The organism is Streptomyces sp. NPDC046909 (genome assembly GCF_040644695.1).
In the GTDB taxonomy this organism is placed as follows: Bacteria; Actinomycetota; Actinomycetes; order Streptomycetales; family Streptomycetaceae; genus Streptomyces.
Genome location: NZ_JBEYXC010000005.1, coordinates 78,380 through 96,120 on the forward strand (window position 1 = coordinate 78,380; position 17,741 = coordinate 96,120).

Below are 17,741 nucleotides of genomic sequence, written 5' to 3' on the forward strand. Positions count from 1 at the left end.
ACCATGCCCGACCTGGCCGCCGCGCCCGCTCCGCCCCGCCTCCTGGTGGTCGAGGACGATCCGAGCATCCGCATGCTGCTGGAGTCGGCGCTGCGGCTGTCCGGGTACGAGGTCTTCGGCGCCGCCACCGGCCAGGACGCCCTGCGGGACGTGGCGGACCGGCGCCCGGACCTCGTGCTCCTCGACATCATGCTGCCCGACCTGGACGGCCTGGAGGTCACCCGCAGACTGCGGGCGAGCGGGGTCCGGACACCGGTGCTGTTCCTCACGGCCCGCGGTGAGCTCGCCGACCGCATCGCGGGCCTGAGCGCGGGCGGCGACGACTACGTGACCAAGCCGTTCAGCATCGAGGAGGTGCTGCTGCGCATCCGCGCCATCCTGCGCCGCACCTCCCCGGACCACCTCTCCGGCCCCGACGGCGACGACAGCGGCATCCTGCGCTTCGCCGACCTGCGACTGGACGAGCACGCGCATGAAGTGCACCGCGCCGGCGAGTACATCGCGCTGTCCCCCACCGAGTTCAACCTCCTGACCTACTTCATGGAGAACACCAACCGCGTGCTCAGCCGGACCAAGATCCTCAACCAGGTGTGGGGGTACGACTTCGCGGGCGACGGACGCATCGTGGAGACGTACGTCAAATACCTGCGCCGCAAGATCGACCGCTTCGATCCGCCGCTGCTGCACACCGTGCGCGGCGTCGGCTACTGCCTGCGGCTGCCTCCCGGCCACACGCCGGGAGCCGATCGGTGAGCCGCCGCCGCTGGACGCCGCGTCCGCGTTCACTGCGCGGCCGGCTGGTGTGGGGTGTCACGCTGCTGGCGGCGGCCGTGGTCCTGACCGCCCAGGCCATCGCGGTCGCGGGAATGAACTCCTGGCTGCTGAACCGGGTCGACCAGCAGCTGGCCGGCTTCGCGCTGCCGGACCGGGCCGCCTCCCGCCCCGCCGAGCCGCCCGTGAAACCCGCGCCGGACTCGGTCTCCCTCCCCTCGGACTTCCGGGTCACCTTCTACAGCGCCGCGGGCCACGAGCAGAGCGCTCTCGGCGGCGGAAGCAAGCCGGGCCCGAAGCTCGCGCGGACCACCGACGCCCTGGATCTGACGCCGGGACACGAGTCCACCGTCCCCGCCGAGTCCGGGGACGGCCAGTGGCGCGTGCTGTGGCGGGAGGTCCCGGCGACGGGCACCTCGTACGTGGTCGCCCTGCCCCTCGACACGGTGGAGGGTGCCCTGTCGAAGCAGCTCGCCCTCAACGCCGCCGTCCTCGCCGCGGCCGTGGTCGGTCTGATCGCCGTCGGCCGTACGGTGGTCCGCCTCGGCCTGCTGCCGCTGACCCGTATGGAGCAGACCGCCCAGCGCATCACCGACGGGGACCTCAGCCTGCGGCTGCCGGACACCGACCCGCGCACCGAGACGGGCCGCCTGGGCACCGTGCTCAACGACATGCTCGACCGTCTCCAACAGGCCCTGCGGGAAAGGGAGTTCTCCGAGGCGCGGCTGCGCCGCTTCGTCGCCGACGCCGGGCACGAACTCCGTACGCCCCTCACCACCGTCCAGGGCTTCGCCCAGCTCGCCCTGCGCCACCCGGACCGGCCCGCCGCACAACGCCGGGAGGCCGACGAACAGATCGCCCGCAACGCCGAGCGCATGAACCTCCTTGTCGACGACCTCCTCCTGCTCGCCCAGCTCGACCAGCAGCCCGCCTACCGCCGCGACCCCGTCGACCTCCTGTCCCTCGCGGCGGACGCGGTGAGCGCGGCGGCCGTCCGCGCGCACGGTGAGCACCGTGTGACCCTCAGCCCGCTCGGCGCGCACACCGAGGACGCCGAACTGGACGTCGTGGAGACCGTGGGCGACCCCGACCGTCTGCTCCAGGTCGTCAACAACCTCCTGTCGAACGCCCTCGTCCACACCCCGCCGGGCACCCCGGTGGACGTGCGGGTCGGCGTCGCCCGGGCAGGGGCGGACAGCGGCGGCACCGACCGGCCGGGCCGCACCAGCGCCTCCCCGCCGCTGGCCGAGTCCGTGCCGATCGGCGTGATCGAGGTCGTCGACCAGGGACCCGGACTCGCGCCGGAGGAGGCCGAGCGGGTCTTCGAGCGCTTCTACCGGGTCGACCCCTCCCGTTCCCGCGACCGAGGCGGCAGCGGCCTGGGCCTCGCCATCGCGTCGGCGATCGCCCAGGGGCACGGCGGCCGCGTGGAACTGGACAGTGTGGCGGGCGAGGGCTGTACGTTCCGGCTGGTCCTCCCCTTGGGCGATGCCGCCCGGCCCGGAGCCATAACGCCTCCGGCGTGAATCACGGACCCGCCCGGTGTCTCTCCTCTAGGGGACAACGGGGGGATCGCGCCGATGGTTTGGGGAGACACGGCCGCGCGGCGTCGGCGGCGTGAGCTTCGTGCACGCAGGGCCCGGCTGGAGGCCGCGCGCCGATCGAGGCGGCATGCGGAACGGCGCCGCACCGAGGGGCTGACGTACCAGGAGATCGAACGGCGCCGCAGGGCGCGGTGGCGGCGGATCTACGGATCGGCGGCCGCGCTGCTGGGCGTCTTCGTGGTGCTGACGGGGGCGCTCCAGCTGGCGACCGCCCATGAGAGCGCGGACGACGCTGAGTTCACCGCGGCCGTCGCCCTCGCCGAACTCGCCGCGGGACTCTACGGTATCGCCGCCGGGATCACCGTCGTACGCCGGGCGCGACGGGAGTTGCCGGGCTCCTTCTCCCTGTGGTTCCTGGCGGCCTGGACCGCGATGATCGTCGCGATCCCGGCGTACGGCTACGGCGATCTGATCGGCGGACCGGTCGCCGTGACAGCGCTGTGGCTGGCCGCGGTTGCCGTGATCGTCTGGTTCCTGCGCCGCGAGTCCCGCGACTGAACCTCCAACGCCGGTCCACGACACGGTCAGACGTTCTCCAAGCGACGGCAACGCGCCGCTGTTGCGGGTCATGGCTTGGCCAACCCCTTCCCGCACGTTGTCCGCATGTTCATCAGCCGCCCCTGATGCCCCGTCCCGAGTCGGGCGGAGAGTGATCGGCGGACCGGTTCCGACACCGGGGCCGGCCGTCGGTTCTTTCGCTCAAGAAGGGGCAATCATGGCCGAGTTGACCCGTCGTAGACTCCTGGGCTCGGCCGCGGGCGCACTGGGCGGCGCCGCGGCACTCTCCCTCCTCCCGCCGAGCGTGCAGAAGGCCGTCGCCGCCGAACCGCCGAAGCACGGTTCGCTGCGCGACATCGAGCACGTCGTGATGCTGATGCAGGAGAACCGGTCGTTCGACCACTACTTCGGCACCCTGTCCGGCGTTCGCGGCTTCGCCGACCCGGATGCGCTGCGGCTCGACACCGGCCGTTCCGTCTTCTACCAGCCGGACGCCGAGAACCCCAAGGGCTATCTCCTGCCCTTCCATCTCGACACCCGTACCACGAGCGCACAGGCCATCCCGTCCACCTCGCACGCCTGGTCCGTGCAGCACGAGGCGTGGAACGGCGGCGGGATGGACCGCTGGCTGCCGGCCCACCGCAAGGCCGACGGTGTCAACGGCCCCTACGTCATGGGCTATTACACCCGCGAGGACATCCCCTTCCAGTTCGCGCTCGCCGAGACCTTCACCGTCTGCGACCACTATTTCTGCTCGGTCTTCGGCCCGACCTGGCCGAACCGCCTGATGTGGATGACCGGCACCATCGACCCGGCCGGCACCCGGGGTGGTCCGATCCTCAGCAACGTCGCGCCGACGCCGTACCGCTGGACGACGTACGCGGAACGCCTCCAGGCGGCCGGGATCAGCTGGAAGGTCTACCAGCAGGACGACGACTACGGCTGCAACATGCTGGAGCAGTTCGCCAACTTCAGGAACGCGCAGCCCGGTTCGGACCTGTACGAGCGGGGCGTACGTCCGCAGCCGGAGGGCACCTTCGAGGACGACGCCCGCAACGACCGGCTCCCCGCCGTCTCCTGGATCATGCCGACGAGCTACCAGTCGGAGCACCCGGACTATCTGCCCGCCGCGGGCGCCGACTTCGTGGCGTCGAAGATCGAGGCCATCGCCTCGAACCCGAAGGTGTGGCGCAAGACGGCGTTCATCCTCAACTACGACGAGAACGACGGCCTGTTCGACCACGTGCCTCCGCCGACCCCGCCCGCCGATACCCCCGACGAGTTCGTCCGGGGCCTGCCCATCGGGGGCGGCTTCCGGGTGCCCGCCATCATCATCTCGCCCTGGACCGTGGGCGGTTGGGTGGCCTCGGAGGCCTTCGACCACACCTCCGCGCTGCGGTTCCTGGAGCGATTCACCGGCGTCGAGGAGCCGAACATCAGCGACTGGCGGCGCGGCGCCTTCGGCGACTTCACCTCAGCCTTCCGCTTCCCGTCCGCCCGGCCGCGCCCGCCCCGGCTGCCCGACGACACCGCGGAGCAGCTGGAGAAGGCGAAGGAAGAGGTCGAGACCCTGCCGAAGCCAACACTGCCGGGAGCGGACCAGACGTTCCCGCACCAGGAACGGGGGCGCAGGCCGCACGTCTGAGCGGCCCCGTCCGAGCGGACCCGGAGGCCGGGATCACCCGGTCAGGGCTTGGCGCCCCATGAGTGGGCGACGTCCACCACGACCCGGTCGTCCGCCCGGAGCACCCGGAACGGCAGCCGGGCGCGCACTCCGAGGCCCAGCTGGGTGTCTCCTTCGAAGCTGCCCGCGAAGCGGGTGTCCCGGAAGGTGCGGTATCCGTCGAGGTCGACGCCCGGGAGGGGGCGGTTCACCCGCGCGGGATACGTGGGGGCGCCGGTCTCCGGGTCGTAGGCGGGGGCGGCCACCCGTATCTCGAGGACGGCGCCGCCGCCGACCGGTATGAGCCGGCCCGAGCCGTCCTGGTGGAGCCGGTCGACGTACTGGACGTGATAGCCGAGCTCGCCCTTGGCGGCGCCGGGGACGTCCACGACCAGCCGGTCGTAGCAGGTGTGCCGGCCGGTCCTGACGTTCGTCACCGAGTCCGTCGTGCCGGCGGAGCGGCTCTTGGCGAGGCTGCCCCAGCCGGTGGGGCAGGTGGTCGTGGCCGTGGTCGCCTGCGCGGGCACGGCGGCCACGACCAGCGTCGCCCCCATGAGAGCGACGGTGGCCCATGTGGTTCTGTTGCGTCGCATGATGTCCCCCGGGGAGTTCATGTGCCTGATATCTGGTGAGACAACCGGGATGAATAAATGGTTGCACCTTGTCCGGATATCGAGGCATGTGAAGCGTGGAAGGGCGAGGGCGCGGCGACTCAGCCTTCCCGGAGCGTGCTCTTCGCGAGTTCGAACGCCGGCAGCATGTCGCGGTGCTCCTCGGTGTCCATGCCGCCGAGGTGGAGTACGACCGGACCGTCCGTGGTGATCACGGCCAGCGCGCTCTCCTCCTTGGGCTCGTCCAGGATCTCGTTCGTGTCGATGTACGTCACCTGCGCGCCCGTGAGATCCCCGGTCTTGAACGTGCTGTACCGCTCCTCGCTCACGGTCGCGCCCTCCACGGCCGCCAGGAACCCCTCCAGCACGGAGCGCGCGTCGGCGTCGCCGGGCTTTCCGGTCCACGCGCGCAGAAAGCCGACGCTGCCCGCGGGCTTGGCGTCGATCTCGCACCGGAGGGTGACCGGGCCCTGGGTGAGTTCCGCCTGGACGGACTCGGCCGTCCACTCGGCGGCGGTGTCGAAGGTGACGGGCAACTCGCACGCCGACCCGGCAGCCCCGATGGAACCGCCGGGCTCGGCGGTCTTCGAGACCGTCGCGGAGGCACTGGCCGTCGCCGTCGCCTTCGCCGTGGCCTTCACGGGCGACTTCGCGTCCCCGTCCTCCGCGGACCCGGAGCAGCCCGCCAGCACCCCCGCCAGCAAGGCCACGTAAGCCATCCGACGCCCTGCGTTCCCCACCCTGACCGGCACGGCCGTGTCTCCCCTCGATCGAGGCGGCACACATTAGCGGAGGTCCGCGCGGCGGAGAAAAACCTGGTGACCGCGTCACCCCTGGTCAGCACAATGGACCGGCGCGGACCGAACCCCCGCCGCGAGAAAGGTGGCCGACCGTGACCGTCCCCAACGTCCTGCTGTCCGGCGTCGTCGGCTCCACCGCCTACGGCCTCGCCCACGAGGGCTCCGACATCGACCGCCTCGGCATGTTCGCCGCCCCCACCGAGACCCTGCACGGCCTCCACCGGCCGAAGGAGTCCCACGTCACCACCGCCCCGGACAGCACCCTGCACGAGGCCGCGAAGTGGTGCCGGCTCGCCCTGGGCGGCAACCCGACCGCGATGGAACTCGCCTGGCTGCCCGCGGAGTTGTACGAAGTGCGCACCCCGCTCGGCGACGAACTCATCGGCCTGCGTACGTCGTTCCTGAGCGCCAAGCGGGTCCGGGACGCCTATCTCGGTTACGCCACCCAGCAGTTCCGCCGGCTCGAGAACCGCGACGACGGCAGCTTCTCCGCGGACACCCGCAAACGCACCGCGAAGCATGCCCGGCATCTCAAGCGGCTGTGCCACCAGGGCCTGGAGCTGTACGCCACGGGCCGCCTGACCATCCGTCTCGAAAACCCCCAGGAATTCCGGGACTTCGGGGAGCAGGTCGCCGCCGACGCGGCGGCGGCCCGCCCCGTGATGGCCCACTACGAGAAGGCCTTCGACGAGACCCGCACCGCCCTGCCGGACCAGCCCGACGAGGCGGCGGTGGAGGCCTGGCTGCTGCGCGTCCGCGCGCACTTCTACGCATCGGCACCGGCGAGCTCCGACGCCCGATAAACCAGGTGTCCGGCCGCCCCGCCCGTTGCTACCCTCGGCCTCATGATCACGCCTTCGCCTCAGCATCGAATGATGGCCCCGCACAGGGGCTGCTGAGCGCGCACGCGCACCGACACCGAAGCCCCGGGACGGGGCTTCGACGCGTGGTGCGGACGGGGTCCCGTCACCGGTAGGAGGACCGATGACCGGATCACGCCACTACATCACCACGACCATTCCGTACGTCAACGCCCGCCCGCACCTGGGATTCGCCCTGGAGCTGGTGCAGGCCGACACCCTCGCCAGACACCGGCGCCAACGCGGCGACCGCGTACGCCTGTTGAGCGGCACGGACGACAACTCCCTGAAGAACGTGCTCGCCGCAGAGGCCGCGGGCGTCGATGTGCGGGAGTTCGTCGACCGCAACGCCGACGCCTTCGCCGCCCTGCGCGATCCGCTGGCGCTCTCGCTGGACGACTTCATCCGCACCAGCAGCGACCCCCGGCACCGGGCCGGGGTGGAGCGGCTGTGGCGCCGGTGCGCGGCCGCCGGTGACCTGTACCGCAAGGAGTACGAGGGGCTGTACTGCGTCGGCTGCGAGCAGTTCTACCCGCCGGAGGAGCTGGTCGACGGCCGATGCGCCGAGCACGGGACCGAGCCCCAGCTCGTCGCGGAGGAGAACTGGTTCTTCCGGCTGTCCCGGTACGCCGACCGGCTCCACCGTCTGATCTCCGACGGCACCCTGCGCATCGAGCCCGCCGCCCGCCGCAACGAGGTCCTCGCCCTCATCGCCGGCGGACTGCACGACTTCTCCGTCTCCCGCTCCCACACCCGCGCCAGAGGCTGGGGCATCCCCGTGCCCGACGACCCCGACCAGGTCGTCTACGTGTGGTGGGACGCCCTGGGCAACTACGTCACCAGCCTCGGCCACGGCACCGACGACCCCGCGTACGACGAGTGGTGGGCGGCGGACGGAGGCCGCCGGGTCCATCTCGTCGGCAAGGGCGTGGTCCGGTTCCACGCCGTCTACTGGCCCGCCATGCTGCTCTCGGCGGGTCTGCCGCTGCCCACGGACATCCTCGTCCACGACTATCTGACGGTCGGAGGACGCAAGATCAGCAAGTCCGACGACGAAACGGCCGTCGACCCCGTCGCCCTGACCACCGCGTACGGCACGGACCCCGTCCGCTGGTGGCTGCTGCGCGAGGTGCCCCGGGTCGGGGACGCCGACTTCACCACCGAGCGGCTGGTCGCCCGCGCCGACGCGGACTTCGCCGGCGGCCTGGGCAACCTCGTCCACCGGATCGTGACGATGGTCCACCGCTACCGGGGCGGGGCCGTACCCGCGCTCGGTACCGACCGGTTCGCCGTGGCGCCGCTGCTCGACGCGTGCCGGACGGCACCGGCGCGCATCGACGCGGCCCTGGCCGACTTCGACTTCCGCCGGGCCCTCGATGCCGCCTGGACCATCGTGGAGGAGGCCAACCGCTGCATCGACGCCACCCGCCCCTGGGAACTGGCCCGAGCGGAACGCCAGGGCAACACCAGCGCGGCCGAACGCCTCGACGCGGTCCTCGCCGCCCTGGTCACGGCGTGCCGGGTCCTCGGCGACGAACTGCGGCCCTTCGTACCGGAGTCGGCCGCACGGATCTCACGGCAGGTGACCGCGATCGAGGGCGTCCTCCCGGAGTCAGTGCCGCTCTTCCTCCGGAGTGCGTAGACCGTAGTTCCACAATTCGGAGGTCTGAATGACCCAGAAGACCGCGAACAACAGGATCATGCTCGCTTCGAGCAGGAGAGTGCCGTGCTCGCCGAACCGGGGCCATCCCTTGGTGAGAGCCAGGGAAAGCCCCATGAGGAGTGCGATCAGGAGGTACCAGTTGAAGCGCTTCGCGGGCGTGCCCGTGGTTTCCGCATTCCTCTTCTGGGTGAAGTGGAAGTTGATCGCGTTGTTCAGTACGGCGAGGAAGATGGACGCGAACATCGTGATCGCGGCAGTCCAGTGCGCATGCTCGTCGAACCAGTCACGGTCGGTCCAGAAGACGATGGCCGTCGCAATGTAGAACGCCAGTGCCAGTGCGAAACCGATCGCCGTGATCCGGCGCGCCCACTCCTCGTCGGCCGGTGTCTTCCGTGCCACCTGTGCCGGGACGCCGGTCACGGGTTTCTTCACGAGGAACTTCAGCACCAGGAGAAAGAGGAAGGTGACGCCGGCCATGACGAGCAGGGCCAGTACGTTGTTGTCGATGTTGGTCTTCCGGTTGGTCGTGTCGCTGAGGACAGACCCGCACCGACCGACATTCGGCGTCGGTACGAAAGCGACGATCGGCGCGAGGATTCCCGCGAAGTTCAGGAACACGTCCTCGAGTTCGGTGCTGCCCTTCAGTGCGATGAGGCTGATGCCGATCGCGACCAGGCCGCCGACGAACATCAACTGCACCGGGGTGTAGTAGTAGGCGCTGATCGATGTCTGCCAACAGTGTCCGCTGGTGCGGCCCGTCAGATGGGACTTCGAGTACTCGTGGAGAATCGCGGTGGCCAAGCCGATCACCAGGGCGATCATCAGCAACCGCAGATACCGTGTGGTCTTGACGACCACGGCGTCAGGACTCTCGGTGGCCCCGACACTGTTTTCGGCCCACTCGCGCAGGCGACTGAGAATCGGCATGACGTTTTCCCCCGTGCCACCGGTCTTCGGCGATCCGCCTTTCTGAATTTACTGCGGTGGCATCACTTCGCCTATCCGGCCGACGTGAAAAGGCGAGTACTTGGTGCACGCGTGGATTCGGGGCGGTCAGTCGTGCTTGCCGCGCCCCGTCAGCGCGTCGCGCACCCGGTCGATGAGGCCGACGCCGGGCGCGAGGAGCTTGTTGGCCGGCGGCTCGCTCGGGGTGGACGGGTGTGGCCGGGTCGGGGCCACCTTCTTCGCCCTGCGGACCTTCTCGCCCAGCTCGTCCAGCGTCTCCGGGGGACAGGCCGCCCGCAGCTGGGGGAAGAGGTTCTGCTCCTCGTCGGCGATGTGCGAGCGCACCTCGTCCATCAGCTCGCCGACGATCCGGTCGAACTCCGGGTCCCCGGCCTCGCAGGACTCCAGGTCCTTCATGAGCTGCTCGGCGCGCGCGTGGTCCTCGATCTCCCGGTCGGCGACGGTGTTCCCGTTCACCAGATGCTCCCGCACCGCCGGGTACAGATACGCCTCCTCGGCCACCGAGTGCCGTACCAGCTCGATGGCCGCTTCGTCGGCGTGGACCTTGCGGTCCTTGTCGCCTGCGGGCAGTGCCTCGATGCGACCGAAGAACTCCTCCACCTCGCGGTGATCGGTCACCAGCTCGTCGATGACGTTTCCGCCGTGCCCCATGCTCTCCACCTCCGACCGGTCCGGGCGCCCCGGAAGGGGTGCCGCCACGGGGGCCGAGTGCCCAGGCCGCATGAGGGGTAACGCGGCCCGGGGCATGTCGGCTGACGTGGTCATGTTCGTGGAGAGGGGCTCATCGGCGCAGGCTCTGAAGGCCCACGACGAGATCGCGGGGCAGGCCGTGGGTGTCGTGGAGGTAGTGGTAGTCCTCCTCGCTCAGCCGTCCTTGGTAGCGCGGCCGGGAGAGGATCTGGCGGCCCCGGTCGAGGAGCCTGCCGAAGCGGTGCTCCTCGTCGAGGAGGAGGCCGAGGACCTGGTCGGTGCCGCCCGGCAGACGGAAGTGGTTCAGGGTGTGCTCGACCAGCTCCGGCGGCAGATCGGACAGGGTGCGGGTGGGGTCGTGCTGCCAGAGGGTGGTCAGGACGCGGCGGACGAGGCGGCGCAGGACATAGCCGCGGCCGGTGTTCGACGGCCGTACGCCCTCGCCGATGACGACGACACCGGAGCGCAGATGGTCGCAGACCAGGCGCAGCGACGGCTCGTCCAGGTCCCACAGGGGAGGGAGCAGGCGCGTCCAGGGTTCGAAGAGGTCGGTGTCGTAGACCGAGTCGCGGCCCTGGAGGACGGTCAGCAGGCGTTCCAGGCCCATGCCCGTGTCGATGGAGGGCCGGGACAGCGGGGAGAGGCTGCCGTCCTCGTGGCGGCGGTAGCGCATGCTGACGTGGTTCCAGACCTCGACCCAGCGGGGGTCGGTGGTGGGGGTGCCCTGGGGCGGGGTGTCGCCGGTCCAGACGAAGATCTCCGAGTCCGGGCCGCACGGTCCGACGGGGCCGTTGGACCACCAGTTGTCCTCCCGGGTCGACTCCACGGGGACCCCCAACTCCCGCCAGGTGTCCAGGGATTCGGTGTCGGGGCCGACCTGGTCGTCGCCGCCGAAGACAGTGACGTACAACTGCCCGTCCGGGATGCCGAATCCGTCGCGCAGGAGTTCATGTCCCCAGCGCAGGCTGCGCGAGTGGCCGTAGTCGCCCAGTGACCACGAGCCGAGCATCTCGAAGACGGTCAGGTGGGTGGGGTCACCGACCTCGTCGAGGTCGGTGGTGCGCAGACAGCGCTGGACGTTGACCAGGCGGCGGCCGTGCGGGTGCGGGCGGCCCTCCAGGTACGGGGTGAGGGGGTGCATGCCGGAGGTGGTGAACAGCACCGGGTCCGAGGGCGGCGGCAGCAGGGTGCCGCCGGTGATCAGGTGGTGGCCGCGCTCGACGTAGAAGTCGGTGAAGGTGCGCAGGGTCCGGTCGGTGTCCATGGTCGTGTTCCTTCGGGTCGGGGGACCGGAAAGAACCGCGGAGGCGGGCAGGAAGGCGTGGCGCGCTGCGTCGGCGGTCCGTTTCCGGCCGCCGGGGGAGAGGTGAGGTGAGGTCAGGCGTCGGCAGCCGGGGAGCTGGTCGCTCGCGCGGCTGCGGTGTGGGTGTGCTCTCTGGCCTCCATGGATCAACCGTAACCGGAGGACGCCGGGGACGTCCCCCGGTTTTCGGTACGCCGGTTTCCGGTACGCCGGTTTCCGGTCCGCCGGTTCTCAGGCCGCCGGTGGTCAGTCCGCCCCTCCCGGGGTGATCAGCCCGGACTCGTAGGCGAGGACGACCGCCTGGACCCGGTCGCGCAGCTCCAGCTTCGAGAGGATGCGGCCGATGTGGGTCTTGACCGTGGTCTGGCTGAGGAAGAGCCGGTCGGCGAGCTCCGCGTTGCTCAGCCCGGTCCCGAGCAGCCGCAGCACCTCCAGCTCGCGCGGGGTCAGCCCGGACAGGTCGTGGTGGCGGGAGGCCGCCGGGCGGGCCTCCTCGCGCTGCGCGAAGCGCTCGATGAGCCGGCGCGTGATCGCCGGGGCGAGCAGGGCGTCGCCGGAGCGCACCAGGTGCACGGCGGCCACGAGATGCTCGGGGGTGACGTCCTTGAGCAGGAAGCCGCTGGCCCCGGCGGTGAGCGCCGCGTACACGTAGTGGTCGAGGTCGTACGTGGTCAGGATGATGACCCGAGTGCCCTCCGCGCCCTCCTCGGTGAGGATGCGCCGGGTGGCCTCGATGCCGTCCATCCCCGGCATCCGGATGTCCATGAGGACCACGTCGGGCCGGGTCCGCCGGACCGCGGCGACCGCCTCCGCGCCGTCGGCCGCCTCGGCCGTCACCTCGATGCCGTCCGCGGCGAGGATCATCCCGAACCCGGTGCGGACGAGCGCCTGGTCGTCGGCGATGACCGCGCGCAGCCGGGGCCCGTTCATGCCGTCCGCCAGGGGATGAGCGCCTTGACGCGATAGCCGCCGGCGAGCGTGGGAGCGGCCGTCAACTCGCCGCCGTAGACCGCGATGCGCTCGCGCAGACCGATGAGCCCCCGGCCGTTTCCGTCCCCCGGCGCCGCGTCGCGGACGGCGCCCGTGTCGGTGACCTCGATCTGAAGGATGTCGTCGGTGTAGCCGATCGTGACGGTGGCCTCGGCGCCCGGCGCGTGCTTGATGGTGTTGGTCAGCGCCTCCTGCACCACGCGGTACGCCGTCAGATCGACGCCCGGCGGCAGCGGGTCCGGGGGCAGGGACACCGCGATGCCGACCGGGGTCCCGGCGGCGCGGACCCGTGCGATGAGCGCGCCCAACTGCCCAAGCCCCGGCTGGGGTTCGAGGGCCTCGGGGTGATCCGCGTCCGGGGCCGCCAACAGGCCCATCACATGGCGCAGTTCCGCCATCGCGGCCCGCCCTCCCGCCTCGACCGCGAGCAGCGCCTGCTTCGATCGCTCCGGCGCCACGTCCATCACCTTGCGCGCCGCCCCTGCCTGGATGACCATCACGCTCACATTGTGGGTGACGACATCGTGCAACTCGGCGGCGATACGGGCCCGTTCCTCCTCCACGGCCCGCCGCGTCGCCTCCTCCTGGTCCTGTTCGAGGCGTGCGAGCCGTTCGCGGTCGTCCTTGAGGCGCCGCCTCCAGTAGCGGACGAGACCGGCCAGCACCCCGGCGATCAGGAGCACCACCGCGGGGCTCGACCAGCCCGGCAGGATGGGCTCGGTCTCCCGGAACGCGAAGCCGAACAGGACGGCCGCGAAGACCATCGTGGACATCGCCACCGCCCGGTGCCTGCTGTACATGACGGCGCTGTACGCGGCGATCACACAGGTCAGCACATTGATCCAGGAGGCGTTGTCGCCGATGCCCAGCACCGCGGTCATCAGTACCGCGAACGCGGCGAGCGGGAACCGGCGCCGGACGGCCAGCGGCAGCGCCGACATCACGACCAGCGGCCAGGGCGGGGAGTACGGCTCGTCCGTCATGAACCGCGGTCCCACGACGGGAGGACGGGGCGCCTCCGGCGGCATCGGCTCGACCTTGGAGATGTCGACCGGCCCGTCGCCGGGATAGCGCACCGCCACGATCAGCGCGACCGCGGTCAGCACCAGCGCCAGGACGATGTCGACACGGACGGCGCGCCGCGACAACGGGGCACGCCTCGGCTCCGGCCGCAGCGCCGCGCGCACGTGACGAAGCAGGCGGTTCACGGTCTCCATCGGCACATTGTGGGCTCGACGTCGCCGAACTGGCGTCCGTCTGTACGGCCGACGCCCTGTCCTCCAGGCGTACTTCGCAGGGATGACCCCGCCCACGGATCCTCCGCGCGAAGGGCCGCATCTCGGTGCCCCGGGCGACGCGGGGCAGCGGGCCGCGCCCCTACCTTCGCTGGGCCTGAACCTCTCAGGAATCTCTCAGACGCGAGGACGGACTCCCAATGACCCATCTGATCGAACTGGCGGGCGTGGCCAAGCGCTACGACAGTGCCGGGGCGCCCGCGCTCGGACCGCTCGACCTCGGTGTCGCCCAGGGGGAGGCCCTCGCCGTCACCGGCCCTTCCGGCAGCGGCAAGTCCACCCTGCTGAACCTCGTCGCGGGCCTCGACAAGCCGACCACCGGCACCGTGACCGTGGCCGGACTGCGCGTCGACCAGCTCGGCGAGCACGCCCTGGCCCGCTTCCGCCGCGAACAGATCGGCATGGTCTTCCAGTTCTTCAACCTGCTCGACGACCTCACCGTCGCCGACAACATCCAGCTCCCCGCCCAACTGACCGGCACCGCCCGGCGCAAGGCGGCCTCCCGCGCCGCCGAGCTCATGGATATGCTCGGCATCCAGAAGCACGCCCGCGCCTACCCGGGCCGCCTCTCCGGCGGCGAGCGGCAACGCGTCGCGGTGGCACGGGCGTTGGTCAACCGGCCCGCGCTGCTGCTCGCCGACGAACCGACCGGTGCCCTCGACAGCGCCTCCGGCCAGGACGTCCGTGAACTCCTCGTAGACCTGCACCGCGGCGGCCAGACCATCGTGCTCGTCACCCACGACCCGGCCCTCGCCGAGGCGTGCGCGAGCCGCACGATCCACCTCGTCGACGGCCATCTCGCCCTCGACACCCAGGCGGAGGCCGTGCGATGAGCGCCCTCACCCGGGTCGTACGGTCCGGAGTGGGCCGCCGGCGGGTGCAGACCGTGGTGATCGCGCTGGCCACGATGATGGCCGTGGCCTCGGCGGTCGTCGCCGGATCGCTGATGGTCGCCACGAGCGCGCCCTTCGACCACGCCTTCGCCCGGCAGAACGGGGCCCATGTCACCGCGGAGTTCGACCCCGCGAAGGTCAGCACGGCCCAGCTGAAGGCCACCGGCGAGCTGGCCGGCGTCACCGGCAGCGCGGGACCCTACCCGGCCACGACGGTCGACGCGGTGGACGACGAGGGGCGGCACATGCCGCCGATGACACTGGTCGGCCGCACCGACCCCGACACCGACGTGGACCGACTGGAGCTGAAGTCGGGCCGCTGGGCGACGAAACCCGGCGAGATCGTGCTCTCGGCGTCGTTCGAGGGGCCCGCGCTCCAACTGGGCTCCGAGCTCAGGACGTCGGACGCCTCGGACAGCCCGACGCTCACGGTCGTCGGCTTCGCCCTCTCCGTCGGCAAGACCGCCGACGCCTGGGCAACGCCCGCCCAGGTGACGGCACTTGAGGCTGAGGACACCCCGGTCACCAGCCAGATGCTCTACCGCTTCCGCTCCGCGGACACGAAGGCGGACATCGCCGCCGACCGCGAGAAACTCACCGCCGCCGTCCCTTCCGGCGCGCTCCTCGGCTCCCAGTCCTACCTGGACACCAAGCGCTCCGCCGACGCGAACGCGGCGCCGACCATCCCGTTCCTCATGGCGTTCGGCGTGCTCGGCATCGTCATGTCGGTGATCATCGTCGGCAGCGTCATCAGCGGCGCTGTCGGCACCAGCCTGCGCAGGATCGGCATCCTCAAGGCCATCGGCTTCACCCCGCGCGAGGTCGTCCGCGCCTACGTGGCCCAGGCGCTCCTGCCGGCCACGGCGGGCATCGCCCTCGGCGTCGTCCTGGGAAACCTCATGGCTCTGCCGCTCCTGGAGGACTCCGAGACGATCTACGGCGCGCCCTCGCTGTCGGTCGCCTGGTGGGTGGACGTCCTCGTCGCGGTGGCCGCCCTGCTCGTCGTCGGGATCGCCGCACTGGTCCCCGCGCTCCGGGCCGGACGGCTGCGGACCGTCGAGGCCATCGCCGTCGGCCGGGCACCCCGCACCGGCCGCGGCCAGTGGGCGCACCGGGCGGCGGGACGGCTGCCGCTGCCCCGCTCGGTCACCTACGGCCTCGCGAGCCCCTTCGCCCACCCCGTGCGCACCCTCGCGATGCTCCTCGCCGTGGCCTTCGGCACGATCGCCGCGACGTTCGCGCTCGGCCTGACGTCGTCACTGAACGCGGTGTCGGAGGCGGGGGACCCCGAGAGCCGCAACGACGTCAGCGTCATGGCGGGCGGCCCGACCGTCGGAAGGGGCCAGCACGTCCCGGTCGACAACAGCCCCGCCCCCGCGCCCGCCGACCCCGCGAAAGTGAAGGCCGCCATCGAGGCACAGCCGGGAACCGCCGCGTACTACGGCGTGGCCCAGGAGGACGCCACCGTCACCGGCGTCTCCGGCACGTCCCGCATCACTCTCTACGACGGCGACTCGACCTCGGGCAGTTACGCGCTGATCTCCGGCCACTGGGTCACCGGACCTGGCCAGATCGTCGTGTCCTCCCGCTTCCTGGACACCACCGGCACCGAGATCGGCGACACCGTGCGGGTGACCGTCGGCAAGGTCACGACCACCCTGAAGATCGTCGGCGAGGACTTCGACACCGCCGACGACGTCCTGGAAGTCCACGCGGACATGGCCGACTTCCCGGCCGTGCGACCCGCCGAGTTCCGGGTCGACGTGAAAGAGGGCGTCTCACCGACGCGGTACGCCACGGCACTCGCCGAGGCCGTACGGCCCCTCGGTGGCGACGCGATGGCCAACGCCCCCTCCGAACAGGACAACCTCCTCATCCTCATCGACGCGATGGCCGTGATGCTCACCCTCATGCTCGTCTCCGTGGCCGGCCTCGGGGTCCTCAACTCCGTTGTCCTGGACACCCGGGAGCGCGTCCACGACCTCGGCGTGTGCAAGGCGATCGGGATGTCCCCGCGGCAGACCGTGGGCCTCGTGCTCGCCTCCGTGGCCGGGATCGGAGTGCTCGGCGGACTCGTCGGGGTACCGGTCGGCTTCGCGGTGCACGGCTACGTCCTGCCCAAGATGGCGGAGGCCGCGGGTACCGGGCTGCCGCCGTCCGTCCTCGAGGTGTACGACGCCCCGGAGTTGATCCTGCTGGGACTGGGCGGGCTCGTGATCGCCGTACTGGGGGCGACACTGCCCGCGGGCTGGGCGGCGAAGGTGCGCACGGCGACGGCGTTGCGCACGGAGTAGCCGCTTCATCAGCACCTTCTCATCAGCACGTTTTCATTACGGCACCTCCACAACCGGCGCCCCAGGGGTGATGATTGATCGCGCAACAGCACCATCCCTGGGGGGACCATGAGCCACGACAGCACTCCGCCGCCGATGCCCGACAACATCCCGCCGGCCATGCCGGGTTACGGGCCGCCGACCATGCCCGGCTATCTGCCGCCGCAGCCGCCGCCCGGGCAGAAGAGGACCAACACGATCCTCATAGCCGCCGGCGCGGCGCTGGTCGCGGCCGTCCTCGCCGCCGTCGTCACCGCGGGCGTCAGCGGCGACGGCGAGGCCGAGGCGGCACCGACCGTCACCGTCACGAAGACGGTGCCGGCCGAGTCCGGTGACACCACGGCGGCGGACAGCGAGACCGAGACGCCCACCGAGGAGGCCGGCGACGACTCCTACGGCTTGGACGACACGATCGTCTACGACAACGACGTCGAGATCAGCCTCTCCAAGTTCTCGCGCGCCGTCTCCAGCGACTACGCGTCCCCGGAGAACACCCCCTACGCCAAGTTCACCATCAAGATCGTCAACAAGTCCGGCAAGAAGTTCGACGCCAGCCAGATGACGGTCAACTGCGCCTACGGCGACGAAGGACAGGAGAGCGAGGCCATCTTCGACGACGGACTCGACGGCCTGCCCGACACCAGCATTCTCGCCGGGCGCTCGCTCTCCGTGGCCTGGGGCTGCGAACTCCCCAAGGCGGAGACGTTCCTTCAGATCGAGGTGGCGCCCGACTACGAGTCGGAGACGTCCATCTTCGCGGGCGAGCTGAAGAAGTAACCGACGGGCGGGAAACGGCGGGAC

The 17,741-nt window shown here is 71.0% G+C and carries 16 protein-coding genes; 9 read left to right on the plus strand and 7 right to left on the minus strand.

Features of this window, described 5'->3' with window-relative positions; genetic code table 11:
• Positions 1 to 3: 3 nt before the first annotated feature.
• From ABZ928_RS17390 to ABZ928_RS17405, 4 genes are all read left to right on the plus strand, one after another.
• On the plus strand, positions 4 to 753 hold the full coding sequence (locus ABZ928_RS17390; RefSeq protein ID WP_361519077.1) for a response regulator transcription factor: 750 nt from the start codon (positions 4 to 6) through the stop codon (positions 751 to 753).
• The gene (locus ABZ928_RS17395) at positions 750 to 2,297 is read left to right on the plus strand and encodes a HAMP domain-containing sensor histidine kinase (RefSeq protein WP_361519078.1); all 1,548 of its coding nucleotides are present in this window, start codon (positions 750 to 752) and stop codon (positions 2,295 to 2,297) included. The genes ABZ928_RS17390 and ABZ928_RS17395 overlap by 4 nt, the downstream gene beginning before the upstream one ends.
• A gap of 54 nt (positions 2,298 to 2,351) precedes the next feature.
• Positions 2,352 to 2,873, plus strand: a complete 522-nt coding sequence (locus tag ABZ928_RS17400) for a hypothetical protein (RefSeq protein ID WP_361519080.1) — start codon at positions 2,352 to 2,354, stop codon at positions 2,871 to 2,873.
• A gap of 217 nt (positions 2,874 to 3,090) precedes the next feature.
• Complete coding sequence (locus ABZ928_RS17405) at positions 3,091 to 4,518, plus strand: alkaline phosphatase family protein (RefSeq protein WP_361519082.1); 1,428 nt, start codon at positions 3,091 to 3,093, stop codon at positions 4,516 to 4,518.
• Positions 4,519 to 4,559: 41 nt separating this feature from the next.
• On the opposite strand, the gene ABZ928_RS17410 is transcribed toward ABZ928_RS17405, so the two are convergent.
• Both ABZ928_RS17410 and ABZ928_RS17415 read right to left on the minus strand, forming a co-directional pair.
• Positions 4,560 to 5,129, minus strand: coding sequence for a hypothetical protein (locus ABZ928_RS17410; RefSeq protein WP_361519084.1), 570 nt, complete (start codon positions 5,127 to 5,129; stop codon positions 4,560 to 4,562).
• A gap of 119 nt (positions 5,130 to 5,248) precedes the next feature.
• A complete protein-coding gene (locus ABZ928_RS17415; RefSeq protein ID WP_361519086.1) occupies positions 5,249 to 5,866 on the minus strand; it encodes a lipoprotein in 618 nt (205 codons plus the stop codon).
• A gap of 173 nt (positions 5,867 to 6,039) precedes the next feature.
• Between ABZ928_RS17415 and ABZ928_RS17420 the strand changes: the two genes are divergently transcribed.
• Positions 6,040 to 6,750 (plus strand): nucleotidyltransferase domain-containing protein, encoded by a 711-nt coding sequence (locus ABZ928_RS17420; RefSeq protein WP_361519088.1) that lies wholly within the window; start codon positions 6,040 to 6,042, stop codon positions 6,748 to 6,750.
• 181 nt (positions 6,751 to 6,931) lie between these two features.
• Entirely contained in the window at positions 6,932 to 8,449 is a 1,518-nt protein-coding gene (locus tag ABZ928_RS17425; RefSeq protein WP_361519090.1) for a methionine--tRNA ligase, read from the plus strand.
• Here ABZ928_RS17425 and ABZ928_RS17430 read toward each other — a convergent pair.
• The 5 genes from ABZ928_RS17430 to ABZ928_RS17450 form a co-directional block, all read right to left on the minus strand.
• A complete protein-coding gene (locus tag ABZ928_RS17430) occupies positions 8,420 to 9,292 on the minus strand; it encodes a hypothetical protein (protein ID WP_361519092.1) in 873 nt (290 codons plus the stop codon). The genes ABZ928_RS17425 and ABZ928_RS17430 overlap by 30 nt on opposite strands.
• Positions 9,293 to 9,523: 231 nt before the next feature.
• Positions 9,524 to 10,087 carry a hemerythrin domain-containing protein gene (locus ABZ928_RS17435; protein ID WP_361519094.1) on the minus strand — a complete coding sequence of 188 codons (564 nt, stop codon included), beginning with the start codon at positions 10,085 to 10,087 and terminating at the stop codon, positions 9,524 to 9,526.
• A 130-nt stretch (positions 10,088 to 10,217) separates the two neighbouring features.
• Entirely contained in the window at positions 10,218 to 11,390 is a 1,173-nt protein-coding gene (locus tag ABZ928_RS17440) for an alanine--tRNA ligase-related protein (protein ID WP_361519096.1), read from the minus strand.
• A gap of 285 nt (positions 11,391 to 11,675) precedes the next feature.
• Complete coding sequence (locus ABZ928_RS17445; RefSeq protein WP_361519098.1) at positions 11,676 to 12,359, minus strand: response regulator transcription factor; 684 nt, start codon at positions 12,357 to 12,359, stop codon at positions 11,676 to 11,678.
• Positions 12,356 to 13,636, minus strand: a complete 1,281-nt coding sequence (locus ABZ928_RS17450) for a histidine kinase (protein ID WP_361519100.1) — start codon at positions 13,634 to 13,636, stop codon at positions 12,356 to 12,358. Before ABZ928_RS17450 ends, ABZ928_RS17445 begins: the two co-directional genes overlap by 4 nt.
• 218 nt (positions 13,637 to 13,854) lie before the next feature.
• On the opposite strand from ABZ928_RS17450, the gene ABZ928_RS17455 reads away from it, so the two are divergent.
• The 3 genes from ABZ928_RS17455 to ABZ928_RS17465 all read left to right on the plus strand — a co-directional run bounded on the left by ABZ928_RS17455 (position 13,855) and on the right by ABZ928_RS17465 (position 17,717).
• A complete protein-coding gene (locus ABZ928_RS17455; protein WP_361519102.1) occupies positions 13,855 to 14,547 on the plus strand; it encodes an ABC transporter ATP-binding protein in 693 nt (230 codons plus the stop codon).
• Positions 14,544 to 16,901, plus strand: a complete 2,358-nt coding sequence (locus tag ABZ928_RS17460) for an FtsX-like permease family protein (RefSeq protein ID WP_361519104.1) — start codon at positions 14,544 to 14,546, stop codon at positions 16,899 to 16,901. The genes ABZ928_RS17455 and ABZ928_RS17460 overlap by 4 nt, the downstream gene beginning before the upstream one ends.
• Before the next feature lie 108 nt (positions 16,902 to 17,009).
• A complete protein-coding gene (locus ABZ928_RS17465; RefSeq protein ID WP_361519106.1) occupies positions 17,010 to 17,717 on the plus strand; it encodes a hypothetical protein in 708 nt (235 codons plus the stop codon).
• The last annotated feature ends 24 nt before the right edge of the window (positions 17,718 to 17,741 follow it).

Excerpts from the sequence above, each read along its gene's own strand:
- ABZ928_RS17400 (WP_361519080.1), top strand. The coding sequence starts at position 2,352 with ATGGTTTGGGGAGACACGGCCGCGCGGCGTCGGCGGCGTGAGCTTCGT.
- ABZ928_RS17425 (WP_361519090.1), top strand. The coding sequence starts at position 6,932 with ATGACCGGATCACGCCACTACATCACCACGACCATTCCGTACGTCAAC.
- ABZ928_RS17465 (WP_361519106.1), top strand. The coding sequence starts at position 17,010 with ATGAGCCACGACAGCACTCCGCCGCCGATGCCCGACAACATCCCGCCG.
- ABZ928_RS17460 (WP_361519104.1), top strand. The coding sequence starts at position 14,544 with ATGAGCGCCCTCACCCGGGTCGTACGGTCCGGAGTGGGCCGCCGGCGG.
- ABZ928_RS17435 (WP_361519094.1), bottom strand. The coding sequence starts at position 10,087 with ATGGGGCACGGCGGAAACGTCATCGACGAGCTGGTGACCGATCACCGC.
- ABZ928_RS17445 (WP_361519098.1), bottom strand. The coding sequence starts at position 12,359 with ATGAACGGGCCCCGGCTGCGCGCGGTCATCGCCGACGACCAGGCGCTC.
- ABZ928_RS17450 (WP_361519100.1), bottom strand. The coding sequence starts at position 13,636 with ATGGAGACCGTGAACCGCCTGCTTCGTCACGTGCGCGCGGCGCTGCGG.
- ABZ928_RS17455 (WP_361519102.1), top strand. The coding sequence starts at position 13,855 with ATGACCCATCTGATCGAACTGGCGGGCGTGGCCAAGCGCTACGACAGT.
- ABZ928_RS17405 (WP_361519082.1), top strand. The coding sequence starts at position 3,091 with ATGGCCGAGTTGACCCGTCGTAGACTCCTGGGCTCGGCCGCGGGCGCA.
- ABZ928_RS17390 (WP_361519077.1), top strand. The coding sequence starts at position 4 with ATGCCCGACCTGGCCGCCGCGCCCGCTCCGCCCCGCCTCCTGGTGGTC.
- ABZ928_RS17440 (WP_361519096.1), bottom strand. The coding sequence starts at position 11,390 with ATGGACACCGACCGGACCCTGCGCACCTTCACCGACTTCTACGTCGAG.
- ABZ928_RS17410 (WP_361519084.1), bottom strand. The coding sequence starts at position 5,129 with ATGCGACGCAACAGAACCACATGGGCCACCGTCGCTCTCATGGGGGCG.
- ABZ928_RS17415 (WP_361519086.1), bottom strand. The coding sequence starts at position 5,866 with ATGGCTTACGTGGCCTTGCTGGCGGGGGTGCTGGCGGGCTGCTCCGGG.
- ABZ928_RS17430 (WP_361519092.1), bottom strand. The coding sequence starts at position 9,292 with ATGATCGCCCTGGTGATCGGCTTGGCCACCGCGATTCTCCACGAGTAC.